At 38.1% G+C, this 25,748-nt stretch carries 21 protein-coding genes and 1 pseudogene; 20 read left to right on the top strand and 2 right to left on the bottom strand.

Translation table 11 applies throughout. From position 1 onward, the window contains the following. The first annotated feature begins 1,032 nt into the window (after positions 1-1,032). The 8 genes from BW724_RS06520 to BW724_RS06555 all read left to right on the top strand — a co-directional run bounded on the left by BW724_RS06520 (position 1,033) and on the right by BW724_RS06555 (position 7,343). The gene (locus tag BW724_RS06520) at positions 1,033-1,797 is read left to right on the top strand and encodes a MerR family transcriptional regulator (RefSeq protein ID WP_176371322.1); all 765 of its coding nucleotides are present in this window, start codon (positions 1,033-1,035) and stop codon (positions 1,795-1,797) included. A gap of 1 nt (position 1,798) precedes the next feature. Then, positions 1,799-2,731: an ABC transporter ATP-binding protein gene (locus BW724_RS06525; RefSeq protein ID WP_088074462.1), complete on the top strand. Its 933-nt coding sequence runs from the start codon at positions 1,799-1,801 to the stop codon at positions 2,729-2,731. Beyond that, a complete protein-coding gene (locus BW724_RS06530) occupies positions 2,724-3,980 on the top strand; it encodes an ABC transporter permease (protein WP_088074463.1) in 1,257 nt (418 codons plus the stop codon). The genes BW724_RS06525 and BW724_RS06530 overlap by 8 nt, the downstream gene beginning before the upstream one ends. A 195-nt stretch (positions 3,981-4,175) precedes the next feature. Next, positions 4,176-4,553: a GntR family transcriptional regulator gene (locus BW724_RS06535; RefSeq protein ID WP_088077730.1), complete on the top strand. Its 378-nt coding sequence runs from the start codon at positions 4,176-4,178 to the stop codon at positions 4,551-4,553. Further along, on the top strand, positions 4,550-5,416 hold the full coding sequence (locus BW724_RS06540; protein WP_088074464.1) for an ATP-binding cassette domain-containing protein: 867 nt from the start codon (positions 4,550-4,552) through the stop codon (positions 5,414-5,416). The genes BW724_RS06535 and BW724_RS06540 overlap by 4 nt, the downstream gene beginning before the upstream one ends. A 1-nt stretch (position 5,417) precedes the next feature. Then, entirely contained in the window at positions 5,418-6,218 is an 801-nt protein-coding gene (locus BW724_RS06545; protein ID WP_088074465.1) for a hypothetical protein, read from the top strand. 203 nt (positions 6,219-6,421) lie between these two features. Beyond that, positions 6,422-6,937, top strand: a complete 516-nt coding sequence (locus tag BW724_RS06550) for a CBO0543 family protein (protein WP_088074466.1) — start codon at positions 6,422-6,424, stop codon at positions 6,935-6,937. A 178-nt stretch (positions 6,938-7,115) separates the two neighbouring features. Next, positions 7,116-7,343: a hypothetical protein gene (locus BW724_RS06555; protein WP_088074467.1), complete on the top strand. Its 228-nt coding sequence runs from the start codon at positions 7,116-7,118 to the stop codon at positions 7,341-7,343. 152 nt (positions 7,344-7,495) lie between these two features. Here the strand turns inward: BW724_RS06555 and BW724_RS06560 are convergent, their stop codons facing one another. Next, a complete protein-coding gene (locus BW724_RS06560; RefSeq protein WP_088074468.1) occupies positions 7,496-8,209 on the bottom strand; it encodes a DUF2161 domain-containing phosphodiesterase in 714 nt (237 codons plus the stop codon). 355 nt (positions 8,210-8,564) lie between these two features. Between BW724_RS06560 and BW724_RS06565 the strand changes: the two genes are divergently transcribed. The 7 genes and pseudogenes from BW724_RS06565 to BW724_RS06595 all read left to right on the top strand — a co-directional run bounded on the left by BW724_RS06565 (position 8,565) and on the right by BW724_RS06595 (position 18,818). After that, entirely contained in the window at positions 8,565-9,143 is a 579-nt protein-coding gene (locus tag BW724_RS06565; RefSeq protein ID WP_088074469.1) for a hypothetical protein, read from the top strand. A gap of 887 nt (positions 9,144-10,030) precedes the next feature. Then, positions 10,031-10,324, top strand: coding sequence for a hypothetical protein (locus BW724_RS06570; protein ID WP_140354924.1), 294 nt, complete (start codon positions 10,031-10,033; stop codon positions 10,322-10,324). Positions 10,325-10,687: 363 nt separating this feature from the next. Continuing rightward, positions 10,688-12,613, top strand: coding sequence for an ATP-dependent DNA helicase (locus tag BW724_RS06575; RefSeq protein ID WP_088074471.1), 1,926 nt, complete (start codon positions 10,688-10,690; stop codon positions 12,611-12,613). A 529-nt stretch (positions 12,614-13,142) separates the two neighbouring features. Beyond that, positions 13,143-14,315: a non-hydrolyzing UDP-N-acetylglucosamine 2-epimerase gene (wecB, locus tag BW724_RS06580; protein WP_088074472.1), complete on the top strand. Its 1,173-nt coding sequence runs from the start codon at positions 13,143-13,145 to the stop codon at positions 14,313-14,315. 73 nt (positions 14,316-14,388) lie between these two features. Further along, on the top strand, positions 14,389-15,606 hold the full coding sequence (locus BW724_RS06585; RefSeq protein WP_088074473.1) for a glycoside hydrolase family 113: 1,218 nt from the start codon (positions 14,389-14,391) through the stop codon (positions 15,604-15,606). A 141-nt stretch (positions 15,607-15,747) separates the two neighbouring features. Further along, positions 15,748-17,550, top strand: coding sequence for a polysaccharide deacetylase family protein (locus tag BW724_RS06590; protein ID WP_088074474.1), 1,803 nt, complete (start codon positions 15,748-15,750; stop codon positions 17,548-17,550). Continuing rightward, positions 17,543-18,818: pseudogene (locus BW724_RS06595) on the top strand (glycosyltransferase family 2 protein). Before BW724_RS06590 ends, BW724_RS06595 begins: the two are co-directional and overlap by 8 nt. Before the next feature lie 130 nt (positions 18,819-18,948). Here BW724_RS06595 and BW724_RS06600 read toward each other — a convergent pair. Next, a complete protein-coding gene (locus BW724_RS06600) occupies positions 18,949-20,643 on the bottom strand; it encodes a M3 family oligoendopeptidase (protein ID WP_088074475.1) in 1,695 nt (564 codons plus the stop codon). A gap of 333 nt (positions 20,644-20,976) precedes the next feature. Here BW724_RS06600 and BW724_RS06605 point away from each other — a divergent pair, with 333 nt between their 5' ends. From BW724_RS06605 to galE, 5 genes are all read left to right on the top strand, one after another. Further along, complete coding sequence (locus BW724_RS06605; protein ID WP_088074476.1) at positions 20,977-22,107, top strand: NADH-dependent flavin oxidoreductase; 1,131 nt, start codon at positions 20,977-20,979, stop codon at positions 22,105-22,107. Between the two features lie 151 nt (positions 22,108-22,258). Next, complete coding sequence (locus BW724_RS06610; RefSeq protein WP_088074477.1) at positions 22,259-22,465, top strand: hypothetical protein; 207 nt, start codon at positions 22,259-22,261, stop codon at positions 22,463-22,465. An 18-nt stretch (positions 22,466-22,483) separates the two neighbouring features. Continuing rightward, on the top strand, positions 22,484-22,780 hold the full coding sequence (locus BW724_RS06615; RefSeq protein ID WP_268876175.1) for a redoxin domain-containing protein: 297 nt from the start codon (positions 22,484-22,486) through the stop codon (positions 22,778-22,780). Positions 22,781-23,476: 696 nt separating this feature from the next. After that, positions 23,477-24,658, top strand: coding sequence for a galactokinase (locus tag BW724_RS06620; RefSeq protein WP_088077732.1), 1,182 nt, complete (start codon positions 23,477-23,479; stop codon positions 24,656-24,658). 74 nt (positions 24,659-24,732) lie between these two features. Beyond that, positions 24,733-25,737 (top strand): UDP-glucose 4-epimerase GalE, encoded by a 1,005-nt coding sequence (galE, locus tag BW724_RS06625; RefSeq protein ID WP_088074479.1) that lies wholly within the window; start codon positions 24,733-24,735, stop codon positions 25,735-25,737. Positions 25,738-25,748 lie beyond the last annotated feature (11 nt).

Here is a 25,748-nt window from a genome sequence, read left to right on the forward strand (position 1 = left end):
TGAGAGATGGTTACGGTAAAATAAACCGAATTTAATTTCCCTTTGCGGAGGGTGAGAGATGGTTACGGTAAAATAAACTGAGTTTAATTTCCCTTTGCAGAGGGTGAGAAATGGTTACGGTAAAATAAACTGAATTTATTTTCCCTTTGCGGAGGGTGAGAGATGGTTACGGTAAAATAAATCGAGTTTAATTTCCCTTTGCAGAGGGTGAGAGATGGTTTCGGTAAAATAAATCGAATTTAATTTCCCTTTGCGAAGTGTTGGAGGTGCGTTCGGTAAAATAAATCGAGTTTAATTTCCCTTTGCGGAGGGTGAGAGACGGTTACGGTAAAATAAACTGAATTTATTTTCCCTTTTCAAAGGACGAGAGGTGTGTTCGGTAAAATAAACCGGATTTATTTTCCCTTTACTTAGAGAACGAGAAGATTTCAGTCAAATAAACCAAAACAACTCCCTGGCACCATTGTAGAAACACGCGCTGTATAGAGGATAGGCACTTTTATCGTAATACTTATGAAACTTTAGATCGGCATGAATCGTAAAACAAATGAAAGAGTACATTACATTTTTACTAGAAGGGACGGTTATATGCCTATTCAAGCAATAATTGTCATTTTAATTGGGGTAGCTTTTATTTTTTTGGCTACTTAATTTTTACCGGGAAAGCACCAACTTTACTAGATTATTTCTTAAAACAAGGTGTTACATATAATGATAATATATCTTTAAAGTCTTTTGGTACGATCATAGTCATCATAGGTATTATTGTGATCCTACTACCATTTATACTCGGTATTGGAAATATGAACCTATAAACAAGAGTGAAGCTGATGGGAAAGGGCGTTCATGGACTGTTTTTGATGAACATGCAAATGTGACATTGAAAGGGGCGAAGAGCATATTCTTCGCCTAATTCGTTATTACTCTTACTCCAACCAAAAATTCTACTTTAAAATTCTTCTTGCCTGTTCCGTTACGTAACAGACTACAATACAATTATGCGAATGTTAAAGGATGTGGAGGGGAGCTTTATTGGGCGAAACAATTGGTGTGTTTGCAAAAAGAATGAATGTGACTGTTCGTACGTTGCGCTACTATGAAGAAATTGGTTTATTAATGCCTGTAGAGACGAATGAGCAAGGTCACAAACTTTATGGATCTAAGGAAGAAAGTGTTTTACAACGAATACAAGCTTGGAAATTTCTCGGCGTTCCACTAGAAGATATTAAGAGACTACTAGATGAATCGGCAAATGATTTATCTACGACACTTTCATTGCAGAAAAAACTATTGTTGGAGCAAAAACAGCTCATTGAAGGGATGATTGATGCCGTTGAAGATGCAGAAGTCATTTTGAAGTTGAGTGAAGGCAAGGCAAAAGAGTACATGGAGGTCCTTTACATGGTGCTTAACACGTACCGATTAGAAAAGGAACAGAGAAAATTCCTCCTACACCATTTTTCAGAAGAGTGGGTTAATCAGCTGTACCAGCCTGAAGGGATAGATCGTAATGAATTGATAAAGCTTAATACGAGTTATTTATTTCAGTTACTAGAATTTATGAAAAATAAAGTGGATCCAACGAGCCAGCAGGTACAAAATGTCATTGAAGAGATGTTACAGAAGGTTAATAGTTTGATTGATCCTGTAGTAGTAGGAGAGATTGCGAAACAAATTGAACTCTTTGAAGCGAATGAACACTTATTTTACACAGTCATGCCAGAACCGTTTAAATTATTTACAGAAAAAGCTGTAGAATATTATTATGCAAATTCAGAGGACGAGAGGGGCGGTTGATTTGGAAAAAATACTAGCTGTTAATAGTATAGGAAAGTTTTTTAAAGACAAGAAGGTGCTAGATCAAATATCCTTTGATGTTCACAAAGGGGAAATCATGGCGATTCTAGGCCCAAACGGTGCTGGGAAATCGACAACCATACGTAATATTATGGGGATTATGTATCCTGATGAGGGGAGTATTTCCTTTCATGGCAGGAAGGAAGTGCCACGAAATAAAATAGGCTATCTCCCAGAGGAGCGGGGGTTATATAAGAATGTTAAAGTAATGGATATTCTGCTTTACTTGGCGGATCTAAAGGACTATCCCCTTAAAAAAGCAAAGGAGCGTGCCCTTGATTATTTGGAGAAGTTCGACTTGAAAGGAAAAGAAAATGTGTCGGTGGAAGAGTTGTCCAAGGGGATGGGGCAGAAAGTTCAATTCATTGCCTCTATCCTCCACGAGCCAGAGATGCTTATTCTAGACGAGCCCTTTTCTGGTCTTGATCCAGTGAGTCAGGAGTTGTTTAAGGAGGAGATTAGAAATTTAGCGAACCAAGGGACAGCCATTCTCCTATCCTCGCACCAAATGAACCTCGTGGAAGAAATGGCTGACAGACTATTTATGATTCATAAGGGGAAAAAAGTCATTTATGGAACGATGGACGAGGTGAAAGAGCAGTACGCGAATTTTAAATGCACAATAAAGGGTGTAAATGATCGTTCCTTACTAGATGACCTCCCTAACGTCCAACGGGTGGAGCAGAATGAGGGAGGAACCACTTCTGTTCTCTATTTGGACAATGAAGTTCATCCTTCTGCTTGGTTGAAGAATCTACCAGAAGGTGTAAACATTCAAGAACTAATTTTTGATAGGATCACCTTGCATGAGATCTTTATCCAAATTGCAACAGGAAAAAATTTAGCTGTGGAAGCAGGTGATCTAGATGCGTAATACATGGAAGGTAGCTAGGTGGGAAATCAAGCGGAACATGAAAAACAAAACATTTTTGATTGGTATGTTATCAACACCAGTTATTTTTATAGGGTTCATGTTGCTAGGAAGTTTATTCGGCGGATCTGACTCGGAAAATATTGATCCGACACAGGTTTTCGTTAACGATGAAGTTGGGGTTATTGCAGATATCGAACGTATAGTGGAAGAATCGGCTCTCGACTGGGATATCTATTCGACTGATTTGTCGAGGGAGGAGATGGAGGCAGAACTGGACGATCGGGAAAACACAGCTTTTCTATTGTTAGATCATCTAGCGGTACAAGAAGGGACTGTTTCTGTTTATTTGAGTGAGGGTGTGGGCCCATTTTTTCAAAGTGAGCTTCGCGTCATTTCCCCAGTCATTCAAGCGTTGCAACTTGAAGAGCTTGGATTGTCTGAAGATGAAATGGCCGTTGTAGCCCGTGGTATAACGTTTGTTGATGTCACACCAAGGGGTTCAGATATTGGTGAAGGTGCCGCAGGTGATGGGGAAGGCGCAGGTGCTGGGGAGTCCGATTTCATGGAACGATTAGTACCTGGTGCATTTGCTGGCTTCATCATGGTGTCCATTGTTTTTACTGGAATGGCGATTTTTCAGAGTGCTTCACAAGAAAAGAAAGATAAGCTGGCGGAGATCATCTTGTCTTCATTAACCCCTTCGGAATTGATGCAAGGAAAAATTATTGGATATTTCGCACTTGGGATTATTCAGTCGCTTGTTTCCATTGTGTTCATTGTACCGTTTTTAATATGGCGTTACGACTTTCCGATTTTAGAATATTTATTCGTGCCTGAATTGGCGGTACTTCTTTTAATAGCTGTCTTAGGATTTTTGTTATTCGCAGCTATTTTCGTTGGCATCGGTGCCACGATGGAGGACATCACTACAGCAGGGAACTTCCAAGGGATTGTCATGATGTTACCATTTTCACCAGCGATTTTCATTGGACCAGTTCTTAGTGATCCAAATGGTCTCATGGCGCAAATTGGGACGTATATTCCTTTCACAAGCCCAGGCGTGATGATCCTCAGGTTAACCATGCTAGAAGAATGGCCTTGGATCGAAGTGATTATCGGCACGGCTATATTAGCTGTGAGTGTCTGGTTATTTATGAAACTTGCAGGAAAGATCTTTCACGTCGGTATACTCATGTACGGCAAAAATGCAACGCCAGGTGAAATCTGGAAATGGCTTCGCGGGTCGTGATCATCATGGGAGAGAAGGACAGGTATTTATGCCTGTCCTTTTTGTGTTGTTGCAACATTACGAGGTAATTTCCCCAATTTTCCCAAAAGGTATTGACAAAAACAACTACACCTATTATGGTTATATACATAACTATATAACCACTCAACGCGGTAGCAGTTAGGTGGATTACACTATAGAATAGTGGGCGATAAGATGAGCAAACCATTTGATCAAGACAAACCGATATATATCCAGATTCGAGAAAGAATTGAGGATCAAATTATTAACAATCAACTACAGGAAGGGGATCAGGCACCTTCTACTAATCAGTTGGTTAATTTTTATAAGATTAATCATGTTACGGTTTCGAAGGGGATAAACCAGTTAGTTGATGAAGGGATTCTGTACAAGAAACGAGGGATTGGTATGTTTGTAGCTGAAGGTGCAAGAGCTAAACTGATTCAACAGCGGAAAGAAGCGTTCATGGAAGACTATGTCGTTAAACTTGTCCGTGAGGCGGATAAGCTTGAGATTACGGAGGGTGAAATTATCCAGTTCATCAAAAAGGTAAAAGGGAGTGACGCGGAGTGAAGATTGCTGTGAACCAACTCAGCTTAAAATATGGGAATGAATTAGCATTAAGTGAGGTGAGTTTTGATATAGATAGTCCGAAGATTTATGGACTTTTAGGAAAAAATGGGGCTGGGAAAACATCATTCCTCTCTATTTTAGCTTCCTATCGTGAACCGACATCTGGGTCCGTTACTGTTAATGGAGAAACACCTTTTGAAAATGCCACGGTGATGCAGCAGGTGGCCTTTTTATACAATAAAGATTACAAAGAGGAAACAGACAATGTTCTCGGGATATTGCAAGATACTGAGCGATACCGTCCTCATTTTGATAGGGAATACGCCGAATACCTCGTCAATAGGTTTAACCTTGATGTAAAAAAACCAGTTAAACAGTTTTCGAAAGGAATGCAATCAGCACTTAATGTCATTATTGGATTAGCAAGTAGAGCACCAATTACTATTTTCGATGAAGTATACCTAGGTATGGATGTGCCATCACGTGATATTTTTTATAAAGAATTATTAGAGGATCAGGAGAAGCATCCAAGGGTTATTATTCTCTCAACACATCTCGTTTCTGAAATGGAGTACTTGTTTGATGAGGTCATCATTTTAGATAAGGGGAAAGTTATTATTCATGAGGAATTTGATTCCTTGATTAATAAAGGTGTGAAAATTATTGGAAACGGAGAAGCAGTCGATCGTTTTGTACAATCAAAGAATCAAATTCATGTGGAGCAATTAGGTCAGACAAAGGCTGTGATGATTTATGGTGAACTTAGTGACCATGATCGAATGGTGGCGAGGGAGCAGGGGCTGGAATTAGAACCCATCTCACTCCATGAGCTATTTTTACACGTAACGAAGGAAGGTGCTTAATATGAAACAACCTCGGATTTTTCAAAAAGTAGCATTAGATATGTTCTGGGCTCAGTTTCAATGGGCACTTGGTTTTTTAGGGATCATGTTGGGGATACACATCTTCAGAATCGTTACATCATTCATGAGGGGAACCGATGTTGATACTTATTTCAATATGGTTTTTGTTGCTGCAAATATTTTCATCTTTATCTTAGGGATCATATGTATGAACTTCCTTAAGCATTATGTTGGAAATGGTGTCACTAGGAAGGACTACTTTAAAGGTGGGCTAATCGCATCACTTGGTTTATCGATTGTCCTTCCAATCATCACTTTACTTGTATCTGCAGTAAGTCAGTTAGTGATTGGTCAGATTGATAGAGTGACGATTAATGAGCCTAATATTAATTCCGTTGTACTAGATATTGAGTTAGATGGAAATATTATTGGCAATATCATTAGTAGTGTCGTCCAATCTTTCGTTGTTCCTCCGTATGTTGATCCGAATGGTGCTTTGATACTAGCTTTAGGCATCGTCAGTCTTAATGTTTTTATTTATTATTTAATAGGTTGGATGATTCATGCAGGTTTTTATCGATTAGGTACATTAGGTGGATTAGGCTTCGTTCTTGTTGGAGTAGTGACTTTAATTTTAAAAGACACGCTTTTACGAATCATACTAGACTTACCAATAGCTGAAATGGTTCAGTTTCTAGATTTTGTCCCACAAAGTGTTGCGGGGATTACCGTGTTTTTACTAATGATGATGTTGATTGGCATCATTCGTACCTTAACAAAGAGGGCTATGATAAAAATCTAAATTGCATTTAAAGTGCGTATGAACCCAATTAAGACATTTTTCAATGTATAAAGAAGCAGAGGACCTTTGTTACTTGGTTCTTTGCTTTTTTATTTCATAAATAAAATTAAACATGTTTTGAGTTTATTGACTAATTTTAGAATAAAGGAGAAAGCTATAGATACCCCTAACACAGCTTCAAAACCACATAAAAGGATGATACCATGCATCTTATCACTACAATCATTGTCATTATTGCTGTTATATTAAAAGGTGATTGGAAAAACTGGGAAAAGTTTCATACTACAATGCTTTACATTGCATTATGCAATTTAGCTTATAACTTTTTGACGGCTAACTACTTTTTGTGGCGCTTAGATGCTGATTTTTTATCTAATCATTCTCTAACGGAGATGTTGTATACATTTATCGTATTCCCAGCAACAGTGTTAATGTTTTTAACGCATTATCCAAAGAGTATAAAAAAGCAAGTCCTTCACAATGGAATGTGGATCACGATTTATATTTTATGGGAAGCTTTTTTCCTGTTAACAGGTAGGATTCAATATCAGTACGGCTGGAACATTTGGTGGTCATTATTTATATTATGCTTAATGTTTCCATTTATAAGGCTTCATCATACGAAACCATTGTTAACATATGTTTTATCATTTATATTTACAGTTTTATTTATTTTATTTTTTGATGTTCCTGTACATATTCCAGTTGAATTGCGGTAAAAAATGGTTAACGGTTTTTGAGGTACATTCCAGTCGAACGAATAGTAATGCATGTTCATGTTTACGATAGGTAACAGAACCTGTTTTTCTGATGACATCTTCTTTTTCACATGAGGGTTCATTTGTCATGTAACCCGTATGAATGCGATACTACTCAACACTAAAGGAGAAGGAATGAATGAAAAAACCTGCAGAATTTGCTGATCTAGGGGAAGTTATCGTCGTTTCAGAGGTTTTTCAATTAAATACATTTCAAACAGTATCCTATTTGGAAAAGGGGATAATGGAGGTATTTAAGGATAGAGAAGCTTTTTTTGAAAAATACGGGGATAAGGACGATTATGAAGAATTAGAGGATTGGTGTGAGTTGAGTACGGGGAAAATTTTTACAAAGGTTAAGCAATAAGTATTACGGGGCAGACCCCAATTCAGTATTGTTTTACTGTTCTAGGGAGGTCCCCATTATAGTTATGTTTATGTTTACATTAATGGGGAAAGGTATCGCATATATACAGGGGGCCATGGAAGTCACTTGGGAAAAAGGGGCTTCGGCAGGCTCTATAAACGATAATACTTTACAAGTTCGGGGTACTCCTTTATCTCCTGCTTACCTTTTTCACTGAGGGCATAGACGCCTCTTTTGACTCTAACAAACCAACCGTAATAATTTTTGCTAAGGATGGATTGTGTTTTCTTCCCAGTTCCCATTTGGAGAAGTCCCTTGGGAGATAATTCACCGTGTTTTTCCAAGTAACAAGCTATTTGAATGCAGCTTTCTCGATAGGCGGTCATAATTTGCTTTCTGCTGGAACCACCGATATTGTAATCGCCACTTCGCCCATCGATTTCCTTTATTATCTTCTGCCTGAGGTATTTGGCTTTCCCCATGCTGATGGATCGATGAAAAGGGGTAGGTTGAATGATAACTTCCACTCTTTTTCGCTTCTCTGTATAGGAAACGAGGATAAGACCTAATTCTAATCTACGCAGTAAATGGCAAGTATCTCTCCATTTTTTTGAGCGAGGATTGTGTTTTTTCGGTTTTGGTATTGCGATATATACGTGTTCTGACATTCGTTGCCTTTTTGTTCCTTGAATGAGCAAATCCACGCTTAAGTTTAATTTCAATTCTACAATGATTAAGACGTCATCTTTCATGACTGCCATATCACAATCTTTCACTTCTCCGTACACGTCGTACCCTTTACGCTTAAAGTACTTTTGAATTGGTTCATATAAATCAGATTCTCTTAATTTCCGTTTTTCATTCACTACCAGCACCGTCCAGTTAAAAAATACTAGACTTTATTTTATCATATAATATAAAAAATTGGGTTTCTGGGATATTCTGCTGTTTTGGGACGGTTTAACCATATCGTGCCTGAAGCTCTAGTTGTTTTTCAAAAAAATCGAGTGTTTTTCTTAAAATGAACGTGGTGCTTATAGTTTGGTGACTGGACTGACTTCCGTGCGTTAATGCTTTATTATACTGGGGATCAGGTGCTTTTTCGAATGGGCATTACGATTTAGTAGTTTTTTTAGGTTGAATTTGATTGCATAATTTTTTCATCAATTAGCAAAATAATAAAAATGTAATGGTTAATCTAACAAGATCGGGGTTAGTTTAATGAAATATAATGAATACTTGGATAAGATCTATCAAACAAATGAGGAATGGAACGAACTCATATCATCCTATTGGCATGATTTTTCTAGTTTTGATGCGTGGCAATTTTGGATGGTTTTTCTCATTTTGATACTGCCGCTTCTACTTCTCATCATGATAGTTGATCGGAAGCGGCTCTTTGAATTATTTTTTTTCGGATACACCGTTCACATACTTTGGACGTACGCAGCAAATTTCCTAGAAAGTCATAATTACTTAGTTCATAATTATTTTTTAACTCCATTTTTGCCGACCTCTCTTAATATGACGGCATCAGCACTACCTGTAGGTTTCCTTCTAGTTTACCAGTACTGTACAAATCGTCAGAAGAACTTTTATATTTATGCTGTCATTTTGTCTGCCGTATTTGGAATTGGATTTGCAACCGTGTCTGATTGGATTGACTTAATTAATTTTAATAAAGGGATGAATCAAATTTATCTCTTTATGATCGATGTAGTTATCGCATTTACTGCCTACTGGTTTACGAGGCTTGTTAAGCGTGTATGGAAAAAGGCAGGGGGCAGGAGTGTTTACTAATTCACTACTTTTTTGCCTAATTTAAAAATGAAGACGAGCGTAGAAAATGAAATAGACTGTATTCTGTATTTGTGCCAACAACTTTATTTTTTAAGAGAGAATTATATAAAAAAGACAATTATGCCTTTATGGGTAATTGTCTTTTTAGTCTAGCTAATAGAAGTTAACTCCGTTTGTTGACCTCTTAGCTTATATTTGGTGTACGGTAGTAATATTGTATTGAGGGGCGAGTGTATTATATAATTCGACGTTGGTGGCGAAGTTCGATTTGATTTCTGTATTCGTTTAAATGTTTTGTCACCTGATACTCTCTTTCTACATTAGGTCTAAACTTTCTTTTTATGATAGCTAAGATCATTTTTAACACCTCACTTGTTTGTTTTTCTTACTTATATTCTAGCTATAATCTAGAAAAGCCAAAACGTACTGGAGGTTGGTTTTCTCTCAATCTAAAGTCTGATATACATCTCAACCTAGGGTGAGATTAGTTAGTCCAATTTACTAGGTAAGGCGAGAATCGATATAGTTGAGAGTAGCTTAAAAGGAGGGGAAGAATTAAAAATCTCATATCGGATCAAAGGCTGATCAGGTATGAAAACATGAAATAAAGAAATCTCATACCAGATCAAGGGCTGATCAGGTATGAAAATAAGAAATTTAGAGATCTCATACCATATCAAAGGCTGATCAGGTATGAAAACAAGAAATAAAGAAATCTCATACCAGATCAAGGGCTGATCAGGTATGAAAATAAGAAATTTAGAGATCTCATACCATATCAAAGGCTGATCAGGTATGAAAACAAGAAATAAAGAAATCTCATACCAGATCAAAGGCCGATCAGGTATGAGAAACGAATAAATGAAAATCTCATACCGGATCAAGGGATGATCAGGTATGAAAACAAGAAATTAAGAAATCTCATACCAGATCAAGGGCCGATCAGGTATGAGAACATGAAATTAAGAAATCTCATACCAGATCAAGGGCTGATTAGGTATGAGAAAGGAGGAAATGAAAATCTCATACCGGATCAAGGGCTGATCAGGTATGAAAATAAGAAATTTAGAGATCTCATACCAGATCAAGGGCTGATCAGGTATGAGAACATGAAATTAAGAAATCTCATACAAGATCATAAGGAAATAAGTACCACCTACTTTACAAAATCACTTATATAATTGGGAACAAGAACTTTACTGTGATATGCCTAAAAAAGGTAGCTTTACAGGTGTAACTTTGCTAAATTTGTATAGTTGATCATTTTATCAATACTCATAACAAAAATTGGTTAATGTATTTATATATGGTGATCACTTTTGATTTATATCGAGGAAATCAGAAATCGCAAGTGATGAGCCGCTAATCGAACGCGAAAAACGCTGAAAGCCAAGAACTCGCGTGAGATAAGAAGCTAATCGAACGTGAAAAACGCGAAAATCTTGCTAAGGAACTCGCGTGGGATATCCCATCTGCATAACATATTACATATTAAAAGCGTGACATTGAAGTAACGTCACATAGAAGGGACACAAGTACAAATTATGACAAGATCACTTCCATTTACGATTGCAAAAACTGAAAAATTCTTTGATCGTCTCGGAGATTTCGTTGGAGATGTCTTTTATGACATCTTGCCTGAACAAGGCTACGAACTTCGTGATGAACAGATTTATATGGCATTTCAATTGGAAAAAGCGTTTCAAAACAAATCTACCATTTTTTCCGAAGCTGGCGTAGGTACTGGTAAGACGTTTGTTTACTTGCTGTATGCGATATGCTATGCGCGCTACAAAGGGAAACCGGCCATTATTTCCTGTGCAGATGAAACCCTCATTGAACAGCTTGTCAAAGAGGTCGGGGACATAAAAAAACTAGAAAAAGCTCTCGGAATAAACATTGATGTTCGACTTGCAAAGGCGAGAGAACAATATGTCTGCATGAAAAAATTGGAGGATATCGTCCACAAAACTGATAATAGGGATATTCACCGCGTTCATGATAGCATTCCAAGTTTTGTGCATCAGAAAGGTGCATCGATGCAAGCCTTCCAGCGCTACGGAGACCGAAAGGAGTATCCTTGGGTATCGGATGAGACATGGGAAAAAATCGCATGGGATCCTCTGCAACAATGTTCCACTTGTGAATGGCTGCACCGAAGCGGTTTGACATTGAATCGAGAGTATTATCGCCACGCAAGTGATTTAATTATTTGTTCACATGATTTTTACATGGAGCATATTTGGACGATGGAATCTCGAAAGAGGGAGGGACAACTCCCACTACTGCCAGAGACAAGCTGCGTTATTTTTGATGAAGGTCATTTATTAGAGTTTGCTGCACAAAAAGCGCTGACGTATCGCTTTCAATCGCAAACGTTAACGACGGTCCTGACAGGATACATGAATCAGGAAGTACGTGAAGAGTCTTTGTACTTAATTGAAGATATTTTGGCACTACATGATGAATGGTTTGACGTATTATTAGAGACCTCGCGCTATGTAGAGGGCTCAAACCGAAAAGAAGTACCACGTTCTAATGTGATGCTGGAACTTGCGGCTAAATTGAGCCAAAAGGTAGAACAATTGTTAGATCAACTTGTTTTTGATTCAGAGCTATTCACCATCGATGAGTATCATGTGAAGATTATTGAAGAATATTTAGAGTTTTTTTCCTATGGACTAGCTATTTTGCTGAAGGATAATCAGGGAATATTTTGGTTAGAAGAAACGGATTCTGAAACAATCTTTGTGATCATGCCACGTTTGGTAGAGGATGTGTTGAAAAAAGAAGTGTTTTCTCAAGAAATACCCTTTATTTTTTCCTCTGCAACGATGTCTCAAGCTGGGGATTTCCGTTACATTGCTGATAGTTTAGGAATTGAACAATATGATTCCTTTGTGGTAGACTCTCCATTTGATTATGACGAGCAAATGACAGTTGCTGGCCATATGGCAGAATCTGAGCTGGAAAAATGGAAGGGGATTGCTGAAAAGTTAGTGGATAATGGTGGACATTCATTAATTTTATTTTCTTCTAAAGAAGAGATGGAGAAGTTTCGAATCTGGTTTGCTAATAATAAACAGGTACCATTTTCTGTCCTTTTTGAAGGTGATAAGGAAATTAGTGAATTGGTCCAGGAGTTTCAGAATGATTCGTCATCGGTGCTGTGTTCATATAATTTGTGGGAAGGTTTAGATGTGCCAGGACAAGCATTATCACAGGTGATTATCTCGTCATTGCCATTTCCGCCGCGAGATCCAGTATTTGAGGCCAAACGTAAATATGCAAAAAATGCAGTGGAGGAAGTGGACAATCCATACATGCTCCTTCGACTGAGGCAAGGAATTGGTCGCTTAATTCGAACGAGTAAAGATAAGGGAAGCGTACACCTTTGGATGGACAGGGAGCAAAGGAAATCGTACGAACCTATTATCAAGAAAGTGTTGCCAGTTGAATTAGAGTGGTAAACGCAGGGACGGTTCTCATGTTTACGAAACATGAGAACCGTTTGGAACCAATGAATAAGTCGTAGCACAACTACAACTATTAAGTATATTTATATTTGAATACAATTCTTGATGAGACTGGCGCAACTCCCTTTCCACGGGCGGAAGGGGTGCCCCCTCTACTCTCGCAGTATACAGCTAGCGACAGTCCTCCTCCCCCCTTTTGAAGAAGTATTTTGTTTTTTTACAAAAGATCTGCACAAAAAACAATATGCGACAAAGAATGCAGTTGACACTAATGTATTACAGGAATAGAATGAAATAAATAATTACAACGTCCAATTTCACACCTTTTTTTTGCACATGATATTCGTTATTAAGAACCTATAGTATGCATTAAAGAGCAATTAGTAATTTGATACACCTATTATATTCTTTATTAAGAACTGGTTGTTCTTAGATAGCTAAGGAAACGGCTCGAGTTTTCACCAACATAAAAGCTGCCATGTAATGCCCAGAATTATATTAATGTAGCAAGGGGTGGGTTTATATGAACAAAAAAGTAATGGTTGTATTTGGGACGAGGCCAGAAGCGATAAAAATGTGCCCACTTGTCAAAGAACTAAAAGCTCGAGCAACATTGGATACATTTGTTTGTGTGACTGGTCAACACAGAGAAATGTTAGACCAGGTCTTACACGCGTTTCAAGTTGAACCTGACTTTGATTTATCCATTATGAAGGCAAAGCAAACCCTATTTGATGTCACAGTTAATATTCTAGAAAAAATGAAAGTTGTTTTAGAAACAGTAAGGCCTGATGTTGTTCTAGTCCATGGTGATACTTCTACAACTTTTGTAACTGCTTTGGCATGTTTTTACCTTCAAATACCTGTTGGTCATGTGGAAGCGGGCTTAAGAACTTATAATATTTTTTCACCATATCCAGAAGAATTTAATCGTCAAGCTGTGGGGGTTGTAGCCGCTTATAACTTTGCTCCAACGGAAATGGCAAAAGCAAATCTACTAAAGGAAGGAAAAGATCCTAACACAATCTATGTTACTGGTAATACTGCGATTGATGCCTTACAAACAACCGTTCGAAATAATTACTGTCATGAACAGCTAGAATGGGCGTCTGATAGTAGATTAATCATGATAACAGCTCACCGAAGGGAAAATCTAGGTATACCAATGAGAAACATGTTTAGGGCTATTAAGAGAATTGTTGATGAAAAGCCAGATATCAAGGTGATATATCCGATTCATCTGAATCCTGTGGTTAGGGAAGCAGCTAATGATATATTGGGAAATTGTACTCGAGTAAGAATCATTGAGCCTTTGGATGTATTAGATTTTCATAACTTTCTTTCAAGATCTTACTTAATTTTAACAGATAGTGGTGGGATACAAGAGGAAGCTCCAAGTTTAGGGAAGCCAGTGTTGGTGATGCGAGACACGACAGAACGACCTGAGGGAATTGCAGCTGGAACATTAAAGTTAGTTGGGACAGAAGAAAATAATATTTACAATACCTTTAAATTACTCCTAGAAGTTGAGAAGGAATATACAAGAATGAGCCAATCTAGTAACCCGTATGGGGATGGTTATGCAAGTAAAAGAATTGCGGGTATTTTGGAAAGTGTGCTAGGAGGACGAGAGGATAGGTCTCCTGCTTTGGATATGATAGACCACCCTTCTAGGCCAGCTGAATTCGTACCATAATACGTAAGTTTTTCCTCAATCACATGGATTGTTGTTCTATGAATAGTCTTCAGCAGAAAAAGGAGAGAATCGAGTGCCTAGAATAATTCTTATCATCGGTATCATGATAGTTATACCTATCATTTTGCTGTTGTTTATAAGGGAAGAGGAAATTTCGCCTAGTAATGAAAGTGCTGAGGAACGTGAGGAAGCAGATGAAGTAACCAATGACTTAAAGGTAGGGACAGGAGAGACTGAAGGGGAGGAAGATAAAAATACTTTGAAATCAAATAATACAATAAATGTGGAGACGGAGGAACTGAATATGGAGAAACATAGGGAAGAGATTGAAGCAGTGAATCAGCCAAAATATAAAGCAAGTGAATTTCAAGCTGGAATGAATTTATTAATATATGGTCATCCTGACAGGGGAGAAGCTCGAAAGATTCTTACTGACCTAAAAAATCTAGGTGTTAATAGTATTGCTATTACGTTTCCTTTTGTCCAAGCGGATCTCCATTCGAATCAAGTGGAAGAAGACCTTGTGATAACCCCTACCATGAAAGAATTAGATGGCATCATACAGGAAGCGCAGGCCTTGAATTTAAGCGTAATGCTCCGACCAATTCTTGATGAAGAAAACTTAATGGCATCAGGATATTGGAGGGGAGACCTCGCCCCATCAGATCCAGAGGCATGGTTTAAAAGTTATCGTTCTCTCTTACTTCCCTATGCCAAGTTAGCGGAATCAAGAAACGTGAAGGTTTTTAATATCGGTACAGAGTTCAATTCTCTTCAAAATCAGTATAGTAAAGAGTGGATAATTTTGATTGAATCATTACGGGAAATCTACAATGGTGATTTGATATATTCATTTAACTGGAACACAGTTAATGAGATACCAACAATTGAATTCGTTCCTTTGCTGGATCATGTTGGAATAGATGCTTACTTCCCGTTGGAAGCAGAGGATGGTGCCAGTATCACTAAGTTAGAAGAAGAATGGCATAAATGGACAAGTGAAGTGAAGGATATAATCAATCATGATTCTGTCATAATCACCGAATCTGGAATGGTTCCAGTTGCAGGAGCATATCGCCATCCGTACGCATGGGATTTACCTGATGGCAAGCTCGACTGGCAGGCGCAAGCAAACTATTATGAAGCAACATATAAGGTTTGGAGACCTCTGATTGATGGCATTTACTGGTGGTGTGTTACTTTAGATCAGGAACCAGGGGTTATTGATTATTCCCCACTCGGTTCCATTACGGAATCAGTAATTGAAAATATATTTCTGAAAACACCTTAGATACTCATGAAAAAAACGGGATCACTATCATAGGAAAATCTACGGCTAACATAAATATAAGATTAATATTCTGAATATTCAAATAAAATGACACGGTCATTGGAGTTTTATAAGGAATGGTTTCAAGAGGGGGACTTATGAATGTACAATTATAGGTTTGGATATAAATATATTCTCATGGTGATGATTTGTATCTTACTAGTGTTGTTCGGTTCAATCGATTTGTTTGGATCATATGGCACTACCAATGTTGTTGCGAATGATGAAATATCAAATGAAGAATGGCCAAATGTACTGGTTATTTTCTCCTCGAGAGATGACGAAATGGATGAACACCAACGAATGTTGGATATGTTACTAGGCCACTTCACAGCAAACGTGACCTTTATCTCTAGTTCGCTAGTAGAGGAACAGGACTTGGATCTAGTAGACTACTTATTCTATTATGGCCATGTTAAGGAGGTTCTTCCTAGACAGGTAATAGACATGGTTAACCAATTTGATGGAACGATTGTTACCATAGGAGAAAATGCTGATCAGTTTGGAGAACGATTTTCCTTTATAGAACGCTCTCCTACGAATGCGGTTATTGATGAGATTGAACTGGTGGAAGATCCCGATAAACAACTATCCTTTGTTCCACAATATATTTTTAACATTAGCGTTGTAGAGGATCACCATTTAGAAACACTATTGTTTGGAAAAAAAGATAATGTACGATATCCACTTTTTGTGAAGAAACAATTCCACTACTATTTTGCCTCAAACATATTAAAACCGCCGTTTTCCATATTATTTGCAGAAGTCCTTTATGATGTTTTTAAAGAGGATTATAGGGAAGTTTCAGAAGTAAATCCAGGTTATATTCGTCTGGAGGACATTCATCCATTAGTCGATCCTGACCATATGATGGATATTGCCCATATTTTAGCGGAGAAAAATATTCCTTATATGATTGCTGTCATTCCAGTTTATACAAATCCTGAAACAAAAAAACAATATCACTTTTCTGATTCACCCAAATTATTAAAGGCACTGAAGTTTATGCAAGACAATGGGGGAAGCATCGTCCTCCATGGATATACGCATCAATTCCGATTAAGTGAGACTGGGGAGGGTTTTGAATTTTGGGATGTAGAAAACAACATGCCTATCTACCACGGTCAGGATGATGAGGTCGTTGTGAAAACGGAAGAAGACTTTAGTAGTATTGGGGAATATGAGGAATATCTTAGTGACCAAAAAGCATATGAACGGGATTATATAGAAGAAAGGATAACAAGGGGGATAGAAGAATTAGCAAACTATGGTTTATACGCTTTAGCATTTGAAGCTCCACATTATACCATGTCCCAACATGGTTATCAGGTAGTCTCAGAATACTTCACAACTTATGTAGGACAGTTACAACTAAGTGATAACGACTGGGAGATAATGACGACCTCACCGTATATTACTGAGCCCAATTTTTTACACGGAATGAAGTTGCTACCAGAAACGATGGGTTATGTTTTACCGGAAGATCCTGATGGGTCAATAGAAACGATGATCAGGAATGCAGAGAATTATCGTTTTGTTAGAGAAGGAATGGTGGCAGGATTTTACCATCCTTACCTTGGTCCCGAGTTGTTTATTGAATTAATTGAGCAGATGGAAAAAATTCCGAATGTATCCTGGATCGATTTGAAAAAGATGGATAATCATGTCCAAACGAAGCATGTTGACATAAGGTCTGGACAGGGAGAAATTAACGCCAACGTCAACTATATGGGACTCTTTTTATCTTCTACAAGCTACATTGATTTTCATGTGAAAAATGTAATTGTAGTACTCCTATGGTGTTTTGGTGCAATAGGTGCAATAGCAGTCGTATCATTTATTTTATATATTCTTTCAAATAGTATCAGCTCGAACCAAGTAGAAAGGAGGAAAGCAGTTGGCTGATTACTTCTTATATATATCTATATTTCTAATTTGGCTGATGTTGTTCTATCATTTGTTCTTAATGCAGGGGGGGTATTTCTTCTCCTTAAAGGTTGAGAGAATAAAAGAATTATGGTGGAGTAATATACCTGAACAGCCGATGGTCAGTATTCTCATTCCTGCTCACAATGAAGAAGTTGTTATCGAAGAGACCATTAAATCAATGATTCGTTTAAATTATCCTAAGAACAAACTGGAAGTCATTGTAATTAATGATAATTCTTCAGATTTAACAGGAAAAGATTGCTGATTCCTACGCAAGGGATCATTCGTTTATAAAAGTCATCCATAATAAACCGCCATTTGCAGGAAAGGGGAAATCAGGTGCTTTGAATACTGGATTCAAGCAGTCCTCAGGAGAGATAATAGTTGTTTATGATGCGGATAATACACCTGAACCTGATGCTGTTCAGAATCTAGTACTCCCTTTACAGAAGGACAAAAAGGCTGGTGCTGCAGTAGGTAAGTTTCGCGTTGTAAATGCACAAAAAAATTTACTTACTCGATTTATTAATATCGAAACGATTACTTTTCAATGGCTTGCACAAGCGGGAAGATGGTTCTGGTTTAAAATGGCAACTATTCCAGGTACCAATTTTTCAATTAGAAGGTCTATATTGGAGGAACTTGGAGGTTGGGATGAAAAAGCTTTGTCGGAAGATACGGAATTAAGCATCAGGGTCTATAACTTAGGTTATTATATTCGTTTTTTCCCAGCAGCAATTACATGGGAACAAGAGCCTGAAACTTGGAGAGTCTGGTGGAAGCAAAGAACGAGATGGGCATGTGGTAATATATATGTCATTGGCAAATATTTAGTTCGATTTAATCAATTGAAGAAAAAGAAGATACTTATTGATTTAGTATATTTTTTATTTACCTACTTTTTGTTTTTTGGCGGCATATTCGTTTCCCACGGTATTTTTGTGACAAACTTATTTGTTGATTTGGATCTTTCTATCGGCATTATTTCATATATTCTATTAATTGTAGGCTTCCTGTTATTTATAACAGAGATAATGCTGGCATTAACGATGGAAAAACATCAATTCAACTTCAAAAACTATTTTACCGTACTTCTGATGTATTTTACGTATTCACAACTGTGGTTGTTTTTAATTCTTTATTCTGGAGGCTTGGAGTTGAAACGGAGCATTTTAAAGCAGGAAATGAAATGGTATAAAACCCAACGATTTAAAGAAGATGAAATAAAACAGAAGGTTTCTTAGATATATTAATTGGCTCCCCTAGAGGAGACAGATTTTCGGATTTCATCTGTCTACCTTTTGGGGAGCAGGAAATTTTTGTTTGGTTTTCTTAATTGTCCTCTAAAAGCTTCGCCCCGAAGTTCGGGTCTCGTTAATTAATCTCTTTAATGACACTCTCTAGGAAATCACCCATTCGTTTAACTGCAGATTCTGAAAAGTCAAAGCTTACTCCAGTTTCTTCATAGATAGCTGCGATAGATTGATTGTAGTCCGCACCTGCACCCTTTTTGAATGATTCAACAGCCAGCTCTGGGTTGCTACGATAATTTTCAAGTAATTGTAGTGCACCAAGCATGGAGATGGAGTATTCAATATTATAGAAAGGCACTTGGAAATAATGAAGAGTGCCAGCCCAACTCATACCAATTTGCTCTTCAAGTCCAGTAGTATCAACAGGATTTAAGCCATAACGTTTAGAAATTTCAAAGAATTTTTCATCGCGCTCTTTAGCAGTATGGTTAGGATTCGTATACATCCAATGTTGGAAGAGGTCCCCTGACAATGGTCCGAATAACATTGTAAATGCCCGTCTTAACTCTTCGCGCTGTGCACTCTTAAAATCTTCTTCATCTGGATAAAATCGATCAAGTTTATCTAATAAAAGCAGTTCCATTCCGTGAGAATAGAGTTCAGCTACTTCCATTCTATGTTGATAGTCTTCTATCGGACCGTGCTCGGCTAACTCGAGGTACCCATTCACTGCATGGCCCATTTCATGTATTAATGCGATCAAAGAGAAAAAGGAAGGACTAAAGTTTGCAAAAACAAAGGTATCACCTGAAACAGGTAAGGAAGTACAGAATCCCCCTGGACTTTTCCCTTTGCGGTCCCCAAGATCTAATAATCCATTCTCTCTCATGTAATCAAAACGCTCTGCAAAATATGGATCGGTTTTTCCTAACATATCAGAAACGCCATCCATAAGGGCAGATACCTCAGTGTAAGGTGGTTTTTTCATTAATTTTGCAGTGTTATCCCAAGGGCGATATGTATCAACACCAAGCTTGGACTTAAAAACTTCTGCGAGACGATTCCAAGCTGGAATAATATGTTTCTCCACATTTTCATGAAAATCATAACAATCTTGTACAGTATACTCACGATTTTTTACAACAAACATATAATCACGGTAATTGTCAAATCCAGCATTTAAAGCGATTTGATGGCGTAATTGAACGAGCTCGTCCATGATAGCATCCATATCGGCCTTAATGTGACTAAAGGCTGACCCCATCGCGTAATAAGCTTTTTCTCGCACAGCCCTATCTAGATGGTCCAGTTGAGATTGGATAAATGGAAAAGGCTTTTCCTCACCGTCCCACTCAACGGTTAATCCTCCCATAATTTCACTATACTTCGTATTTAGCTCTTGTTCTTTTACCATTAATGGAATATTTTCTTCTCTGAACAGTTTCACTTTAGACCCGCGAACACGTCTCATTAATCCGTAACGCTCTTCATCTAATTGATTGAAATATGGAGATTCGCAGCACTTCTCATTCAGTTTTGCTTCATATTTCATTAAGAGTGGTTGGATAACTTGCTGGTCATGAAGATATGTCGCCTTTATATCTTCATCTTCAGTATTTCGGTAAAAATCTACTTGGTGCCCTGTCATTGCCTCTGCAATCTTATTCATTAAACTTTTTTCATCCTCTAACCATTTTTCAAGATCAGAAACGGACTCAATCTGAATATCAAGTAAACTTTTAATTTGAGATTCTACCCCATTTACATCTTGTAAATCGATTAATTCCTTATAATATTTATCTTGTTTTATAGACAACTTTCTTCCCCCTTTTGTAAGTGCCTTACTACTTAATATTATCGAATTCTAGTTCTTAAATCTAGTTTTTTACTATAAGAGCAGGGGTAAATGTTGGGCGGGTTCTCATGTTTTTGATTATTAATAAGTACAAATGGGGAATGCAAACCTTCTCTGGGCTTATCAACCTAATTTTCTATTACACATTAAAGGGACGAACAGCACACATTAATCTATTTTGTGTAGTTTATACTGAGATTTTTTTTGTGGTATTGAAAAGTCATGATGATTGCATATTAACTACGAAGTCATTAGTATTACATATTACATACAGATTCAACTAGGAGGTTCATAATGAATTCAACATATAAATCATTGTTTGAAGAGTTTACATTCAAAAGTGGAGTTCAATTAAAGAATCGCATTTTAATGGCGCCAATGACTAATTTTTCATCAAAAGAGAACGGTGTTGTTAGTGATGAGGAATTGTCATATTATCAAATCCGCGCTGGAGGTGTAGGTGCGGTCATCACGGCTGTTGCTTATGTGACGAGAGACGGTAAAGGTTTCGTAAATGAAATCAGTGCCGACTCTGATGAGATGATTCCTGGACTAAAGCGTCTTGCAGATACGATTAAAGGAGAAGGGGCAAAAGCAATCCTTCAGATTTTCCACGCTGGAAGAATGGCTCCGCCTGAGTTATTGGAGGGCGGTCAATCTGTCAGTGCTAGCGCTGTTGCTGCGTTAAGACCTGGGCTAGTAACTCCAAGAGAATTAACTGAATCAGAAATTGAAACAATCATTCAAGGCTTTGGTGATGCAACGAGGCGTGCAATGGAGGCAGGTTTCGATGGTGTCGAGATTCACGGTGCAAATACGTATTTAATTCAACAGTTTTTCTCACCTCATTCTAATCGTAGAACAGATAAGTGGGGTGGGGCGATTGAAAAAAGAATGACGTTTCCTTTAGCTGTGATTGATATAGTAAAGGCTACAGTGAAGGAGCATTCAAAAACGCCATTTGTTGTGGGTTATCGAATCTCCCCAGAAGAGACGGAAACACCAGGGATTACCATGGAGGATACTTTAACATTCGTGGATACGCTAGCTGAGCAAGATCTTGACTATTTACATATCTCGGTTCAAGATTTCTGGCAAGGCTCCATGAGAGATGAGAATGATAAAAAATCTAGAGTATTAATGATTCATGAACGAGTAGGAGATAAAATACCAGTGATTGGAGTAGGGTCCTTACATACGCCGGATGATGTGAACGAAGCACTTGATACTGGTGTGCCTCTCCTGGCATTAGGACGCGAAATGATTGTAGAACCGAAGTGGGTTGAAAAAGTTGAGGCTGGGGAAGAAGAAACGATTGCCACGACGTTAACAAAAGATGACCAAGAACGTCTCGTTGTCCCAGATGGTTTATGGTCTCCTATTATGAATACACCAGGTTGGTTCCCTGTTGTGGAGAAAGATTAGCTGAGAAGCGGGAGCAGTGCAGACTGCTCCCTTTTGCGGACTATGACTCAGTTTTTCTTATATCGAGCGTTTTACTAGAGCTGAAATTAAAAATGCATTATGATGAACGAAACTAACTTGTACTTAAAAGTGAAGGAAGGAGATATCCATTTTGAAGTTGTGGAAAGGAATCATCTTATTGGGTTGTATGTTGTTATTTCTAGCTGCCTGTTCAGGAAATGATCAAGGTAATGCTGGTGATACAACGCCATATGACCCTGCAACCTTTGAATTTGCCATGCCTAATACGACTGGTGAAGCTGTATCATTAGTACCTAATGGAAAAACATTATATTTATATTTTACAGGAGTTGGCTGAGGAACTTGCATTCAACAGCTGGTTCAGCTGAATAGCCAAATAGAATTGTTTGAAGGAATGGAGGTCGTGGCAGTCAGCCCGTCCACACCTCAGGATCATCAACAATTGCAGGAAGAATATAATATCCAATTTGAAATTTTAACTGATATTGACTATTTATTTGCCATTGAGCACGGATTTGTCGATGAGGAAGAAGGTGCTATCTACCGGGGCTATCTTGGAGTCAACCCAGATACTGGAGCACAGAGTAAAGAAATCGATTATTTGGTCGGTCAAAACACAGAAACCATTGCAGAGTTGATGGAAGATTTGTAAGAGGTGTAAAAAGAGGTGCTTGATCACTAGTGCAGCTATGTTCGCTGTATTGGGGGCAGGTACCTTTTTTAGTTCTTATGGACAGGTTTACGGTTTGGAGCTGGAAAACTGTCGATAAAGCGGGCTCTAATGGACAGATTTGTGTTTTCAAACTGAAAAACTGTCGATAACCCGAGCTCTAATGGACAGATTTAAGTTTTCAAACTGAAAAACTGTCGATAAAGTGGGCTCTAATGGACAGATTTGCGTTTTCAAACTGAAAAACTGTCGATAACCCGAGCTCTAATGGACAGATTTAAGTTTTCAAACTGAAAAACTGTCGATAAAGTGGGCTCTAATGGACAGATTTGCGTTTTCAAACTGAAAAACTGTCGATAATCCAAGCTGTAATGGCCAGATTTGCGTTTTCAAACTGAAAAACTGTCGATAATCCCAGCAGCTCATCTTAACTCCAAGACAACAATACCTCATTAGTACAACTCAACCATGATTTTTATCATCTTCACTTATGCTTTCCTACTAACCTGAATATCTACGCCATTTCCACATCTTCCACATCATTTTCATATAAACTATAATAGAGTATATAAATGAACAGTATTCTAGAAAAATGATAATTTGATGGGAATGGCATACCTCTTTCTAGAAGAGGTGGAGTATCAAAAAACGTTGCTAAAAAGGATGATAACGATGACGATGAGGGAAAAGTTAACTACTACATTTAAAACAGCTTTTCATGATAGGGAAAATAGCGATTTAGGATCCACTAGACTATTTTTTGCACCAGGACGTGTCAATTTAATAGGTGAACACATAGATTACAACGGCGGCTTTGTTTTTCCAGTAGCCTTAAGCTTGGGAACTTATGCTTTAATCCTTCCGAGACAGGATAATCAAGTGAGAGTGTATTCCATGAATTTTCCTGACCAGGGGGTCCAGTCGTTTCTACTAGATGACCTTGTCTATGATGAAAAACATGATTGGGCCAACTATCCAAAGGGCGTCCTATCAGTATTTGCAGATAAAGGTTATGTGTCAGAACGGGGATTTGATGCTGTCTTTTATGGCACGATTCCAAACGGTGCAGGTTTATCATCCTCTGCATCTATCGAAGTACTTACAGCAACGATTTGGAATACTTTAAACGATTTTCAAGTAGACCCGATCAACCTTGTTAAGCTTTGTCAGCAAGCAGAAAATAGTTTTATCGGGATAAACTGTGGTATCATGGATCAATTTTCAATTGGGCTTGGTAAAAAAGACTATGCGATTCTCTTAGACTGTGAATCCTTGAATTATGAATACCACCCGTTAAAGTTAGATGAGTTTGCTATTGTCATTGCCAACACGAATAAGCGCCGTGGTTTAGCTGATTCCAAGTATAATGAACGGCGTGGTGAATGTGAGACGGCTTTAGGAAAGCTTCAAGAAAAACATCAGATTACATCATTATGTGAGCTAGATTCTGCAACCTTTGAAAAGGATCAGGAAATTATTACCGATGAGATTCATCGAAAGCGAGCAAGGCATGCCATTTTTGAAAATGAACGGACGATCCAAGCAGCAAAATCACTAACTGAAGGAGACTTGAAAAAGTTCGGGCAGCTTTTAAATGAGTCTCATCTTTCTCTAAGAGATGATTATGAAGTCACAGGTAAGGAGCTCGATTCCCTTGTAAAAGCTGCGTGGGACGAAGAAACTGTGATTGGTGCACGGATGACGGGAGCAGGATTTGGTGGTTGTACGGTGAACATTATTCACAAGGATCAGCTTGATGAAGTGATGAAGAGGATAGGGGATAAATATCAAAAGGAAACAGGACTTGAAGCTATGTTTTATGTGGCAGAAAGTGGCCAAGGACCACATGAGATTACATGATGACCACATGTAATTAATATTTGTACCCTGTAAGACATTTTAAGATAGATTTTTAATAAGGAGGGGCTGGTGAAATGTCTGTATTGGTTTGTGGTGGAGCAGGTTATATCGGGAGTCATGCTGTTTATGAATTGCTCCAAAGAGGAGAAGATGTCGTGGTTGTTGACAATCTGCAAACAGGTCATATCTCAGCTGTTTCAAAAGGAGCTAAATTTTATCAAGGCAATATAAGAGATAAAAATTTTCTGGATCTAGTTTTCCAAGAAAATAAGATAGATTCCGTTATTCATTTTGCTGCTGAGTCCCTTGTTGGTGTCAGTGTTGAAGAACCTTTACAATATTACAATAACAATGTATACGGAACGTTGTGTCTTTTAGAAACGATGGAAAAATATCGTGTTAAACGAATCGTATTTTCCTCCACTGCAGCAACGTATGGTGAACCAGCAAGGATTCCAATCGTTGAAGCAGCCCCAACTGTTCCGACAAACCCTTATGGGGAGACGAAACTAGCTATCGAAAGAATGCTGAAGTGGTGTGATGAAGCCTACGGTATCCGGTCGATTTCTTTACGCTATTTTAATGTGGCAGGTGCCCATCCAACGGGGCATATAGGGGAAGATCATAAACCTGAAACACATTTGATTCCTCTCGTTTTACAAGTGGCCTTGGGACAGCGGGAAAAAATCATGATTTTTGGTGATGACTACCCTACACAAGATGGCACGTGTATTCGTGATTATATTCATGTAAATGACTTGATTGATGCCCATTTACTGGCGCTGGAAAAACTACGTGAGGGTTCTGGGAGTAACATTTATAATCTTGGGAACGGGAATGGATTTAGTGTAAAAGAAGTGGTAGAGACGGCTAGAATGGTTACTGGACATGACATTCCTGATGACGTAGCACCACGACGTGCTGGAGATCCTGCTGTCCTTGTGGCTTCATCTGAAAAAGCGGTACAAGAACTTGGTTGGAAACCGAATAATCCTGCACTAGAACAAATCATTGAAAGCGCTTGGAGATGGCATGTAAAAAGACCGAATGGATATGAGGATGAATGTTTGAAGTCATGAACGAAAAAATA

The organism is Litchfieldia alkalitelluris (assembly GCF_002153425.1).
Classification (GTDB): Bacteria; Bacillota; Bacilli; order Bacillales; family Salisediminibacteriaceae; genus Evansella; species Evansella alkalicola.

What these genes read in the sequence shown, in the direction of transcription:
- BW724_RS06620 (WP_088077732.1), top strand. Translation starts at nt 23,477, where the DNA reads ATGAGGGAAAAGTTAACTACTACATTTAAAACAGCTTTTCATGATAGG.
- BW724_RS06575 (WP_088074471.1), top strand. Translation starts at nt 10,688, where the DNA reads ATGACAAGATCACTTCCATTTACGATTGCAAAAACTGAAAAATTCTTT.
- BW724_RS06555 (WP_088074467.1), top strand. Translation starts at nt 7,116, where the DNA reads ATGAAAAAACCTGCAGAATTTGCTGATCTAGGGGAAGTTATCGTCGTT.
- BW724_RS06545 (WP_088074465.1), top strand. Translation starts at nt 5,418, where the DNA reads ATGAAACAACCTCGGATTTTTCAAAAAGTAGCATTAGATATGTTCTGG.
- BW724_RS06590 (WP_088074474.1), top strand. Translation starts at nt 15,748, where the DNA reads ATGTACAATTATAGGTTTGGATATAAATATATTCTCATGGTGATGATT.
- galE (WP_088074479.1), top strand. Translation starts at nt 24,733, where the DNA reads ATGTCTGTATTGGTTTGTGGTGGAGCAGGTTATATCGGGAGTCATGCT.
- BW724_RS06535 (WP_088077730.1), top strand. Translation starts at nt 4,176, where the DNA reads ATGAGCAAACCATTTGATCAAGACAAACCGATATATATCCAGATTCGA.
- BW724_RS06570 (WP_140354924.1), top strand. Translation starts at nt 10,031, where the DNA reads ATGATCAGGTATGAAAACAAGAAATTAAGAAATCTCATACCAGATCAA.
- BW724_RS06550 (WP_088074466.1), top strand. Translation starts at nt 6,422, where the DNA reads ATGCATCTTATCACTACAATCATTGTCATTATTGCTGTTATATTAAAA.
- BW724_RS06565 (WP_088074469.1), top strand. Translation starts at nt 8,565, where the DNA reads ATGAAATATAATGAATACTTGGATAAGATCTATCAAACAAATGAGGAA.
- wecB (WP_088074472.1), top strand. Translation starts at nt 13,143, where the DNA reads ATGAACAAAAAAGTAATGGTTGTATTTGGGACGAGGCCAGAAGCGATA.
- BW724_RS06605 (WP_088074476.1), top strand. Translation starts at nt 20,977, where the DNA reads ATGAATTCAACATATAAATCATTGTTTGAAGAGTTTACATTCAAAAGT.
- BW724_RS06530 (WP_088074463.1), top strand. Translation starts at nt 2,724, where the DNA reads ATGCGTAATACATGGAAGGTAGCTAGGTGGGAAATCAAGCGGAACATG.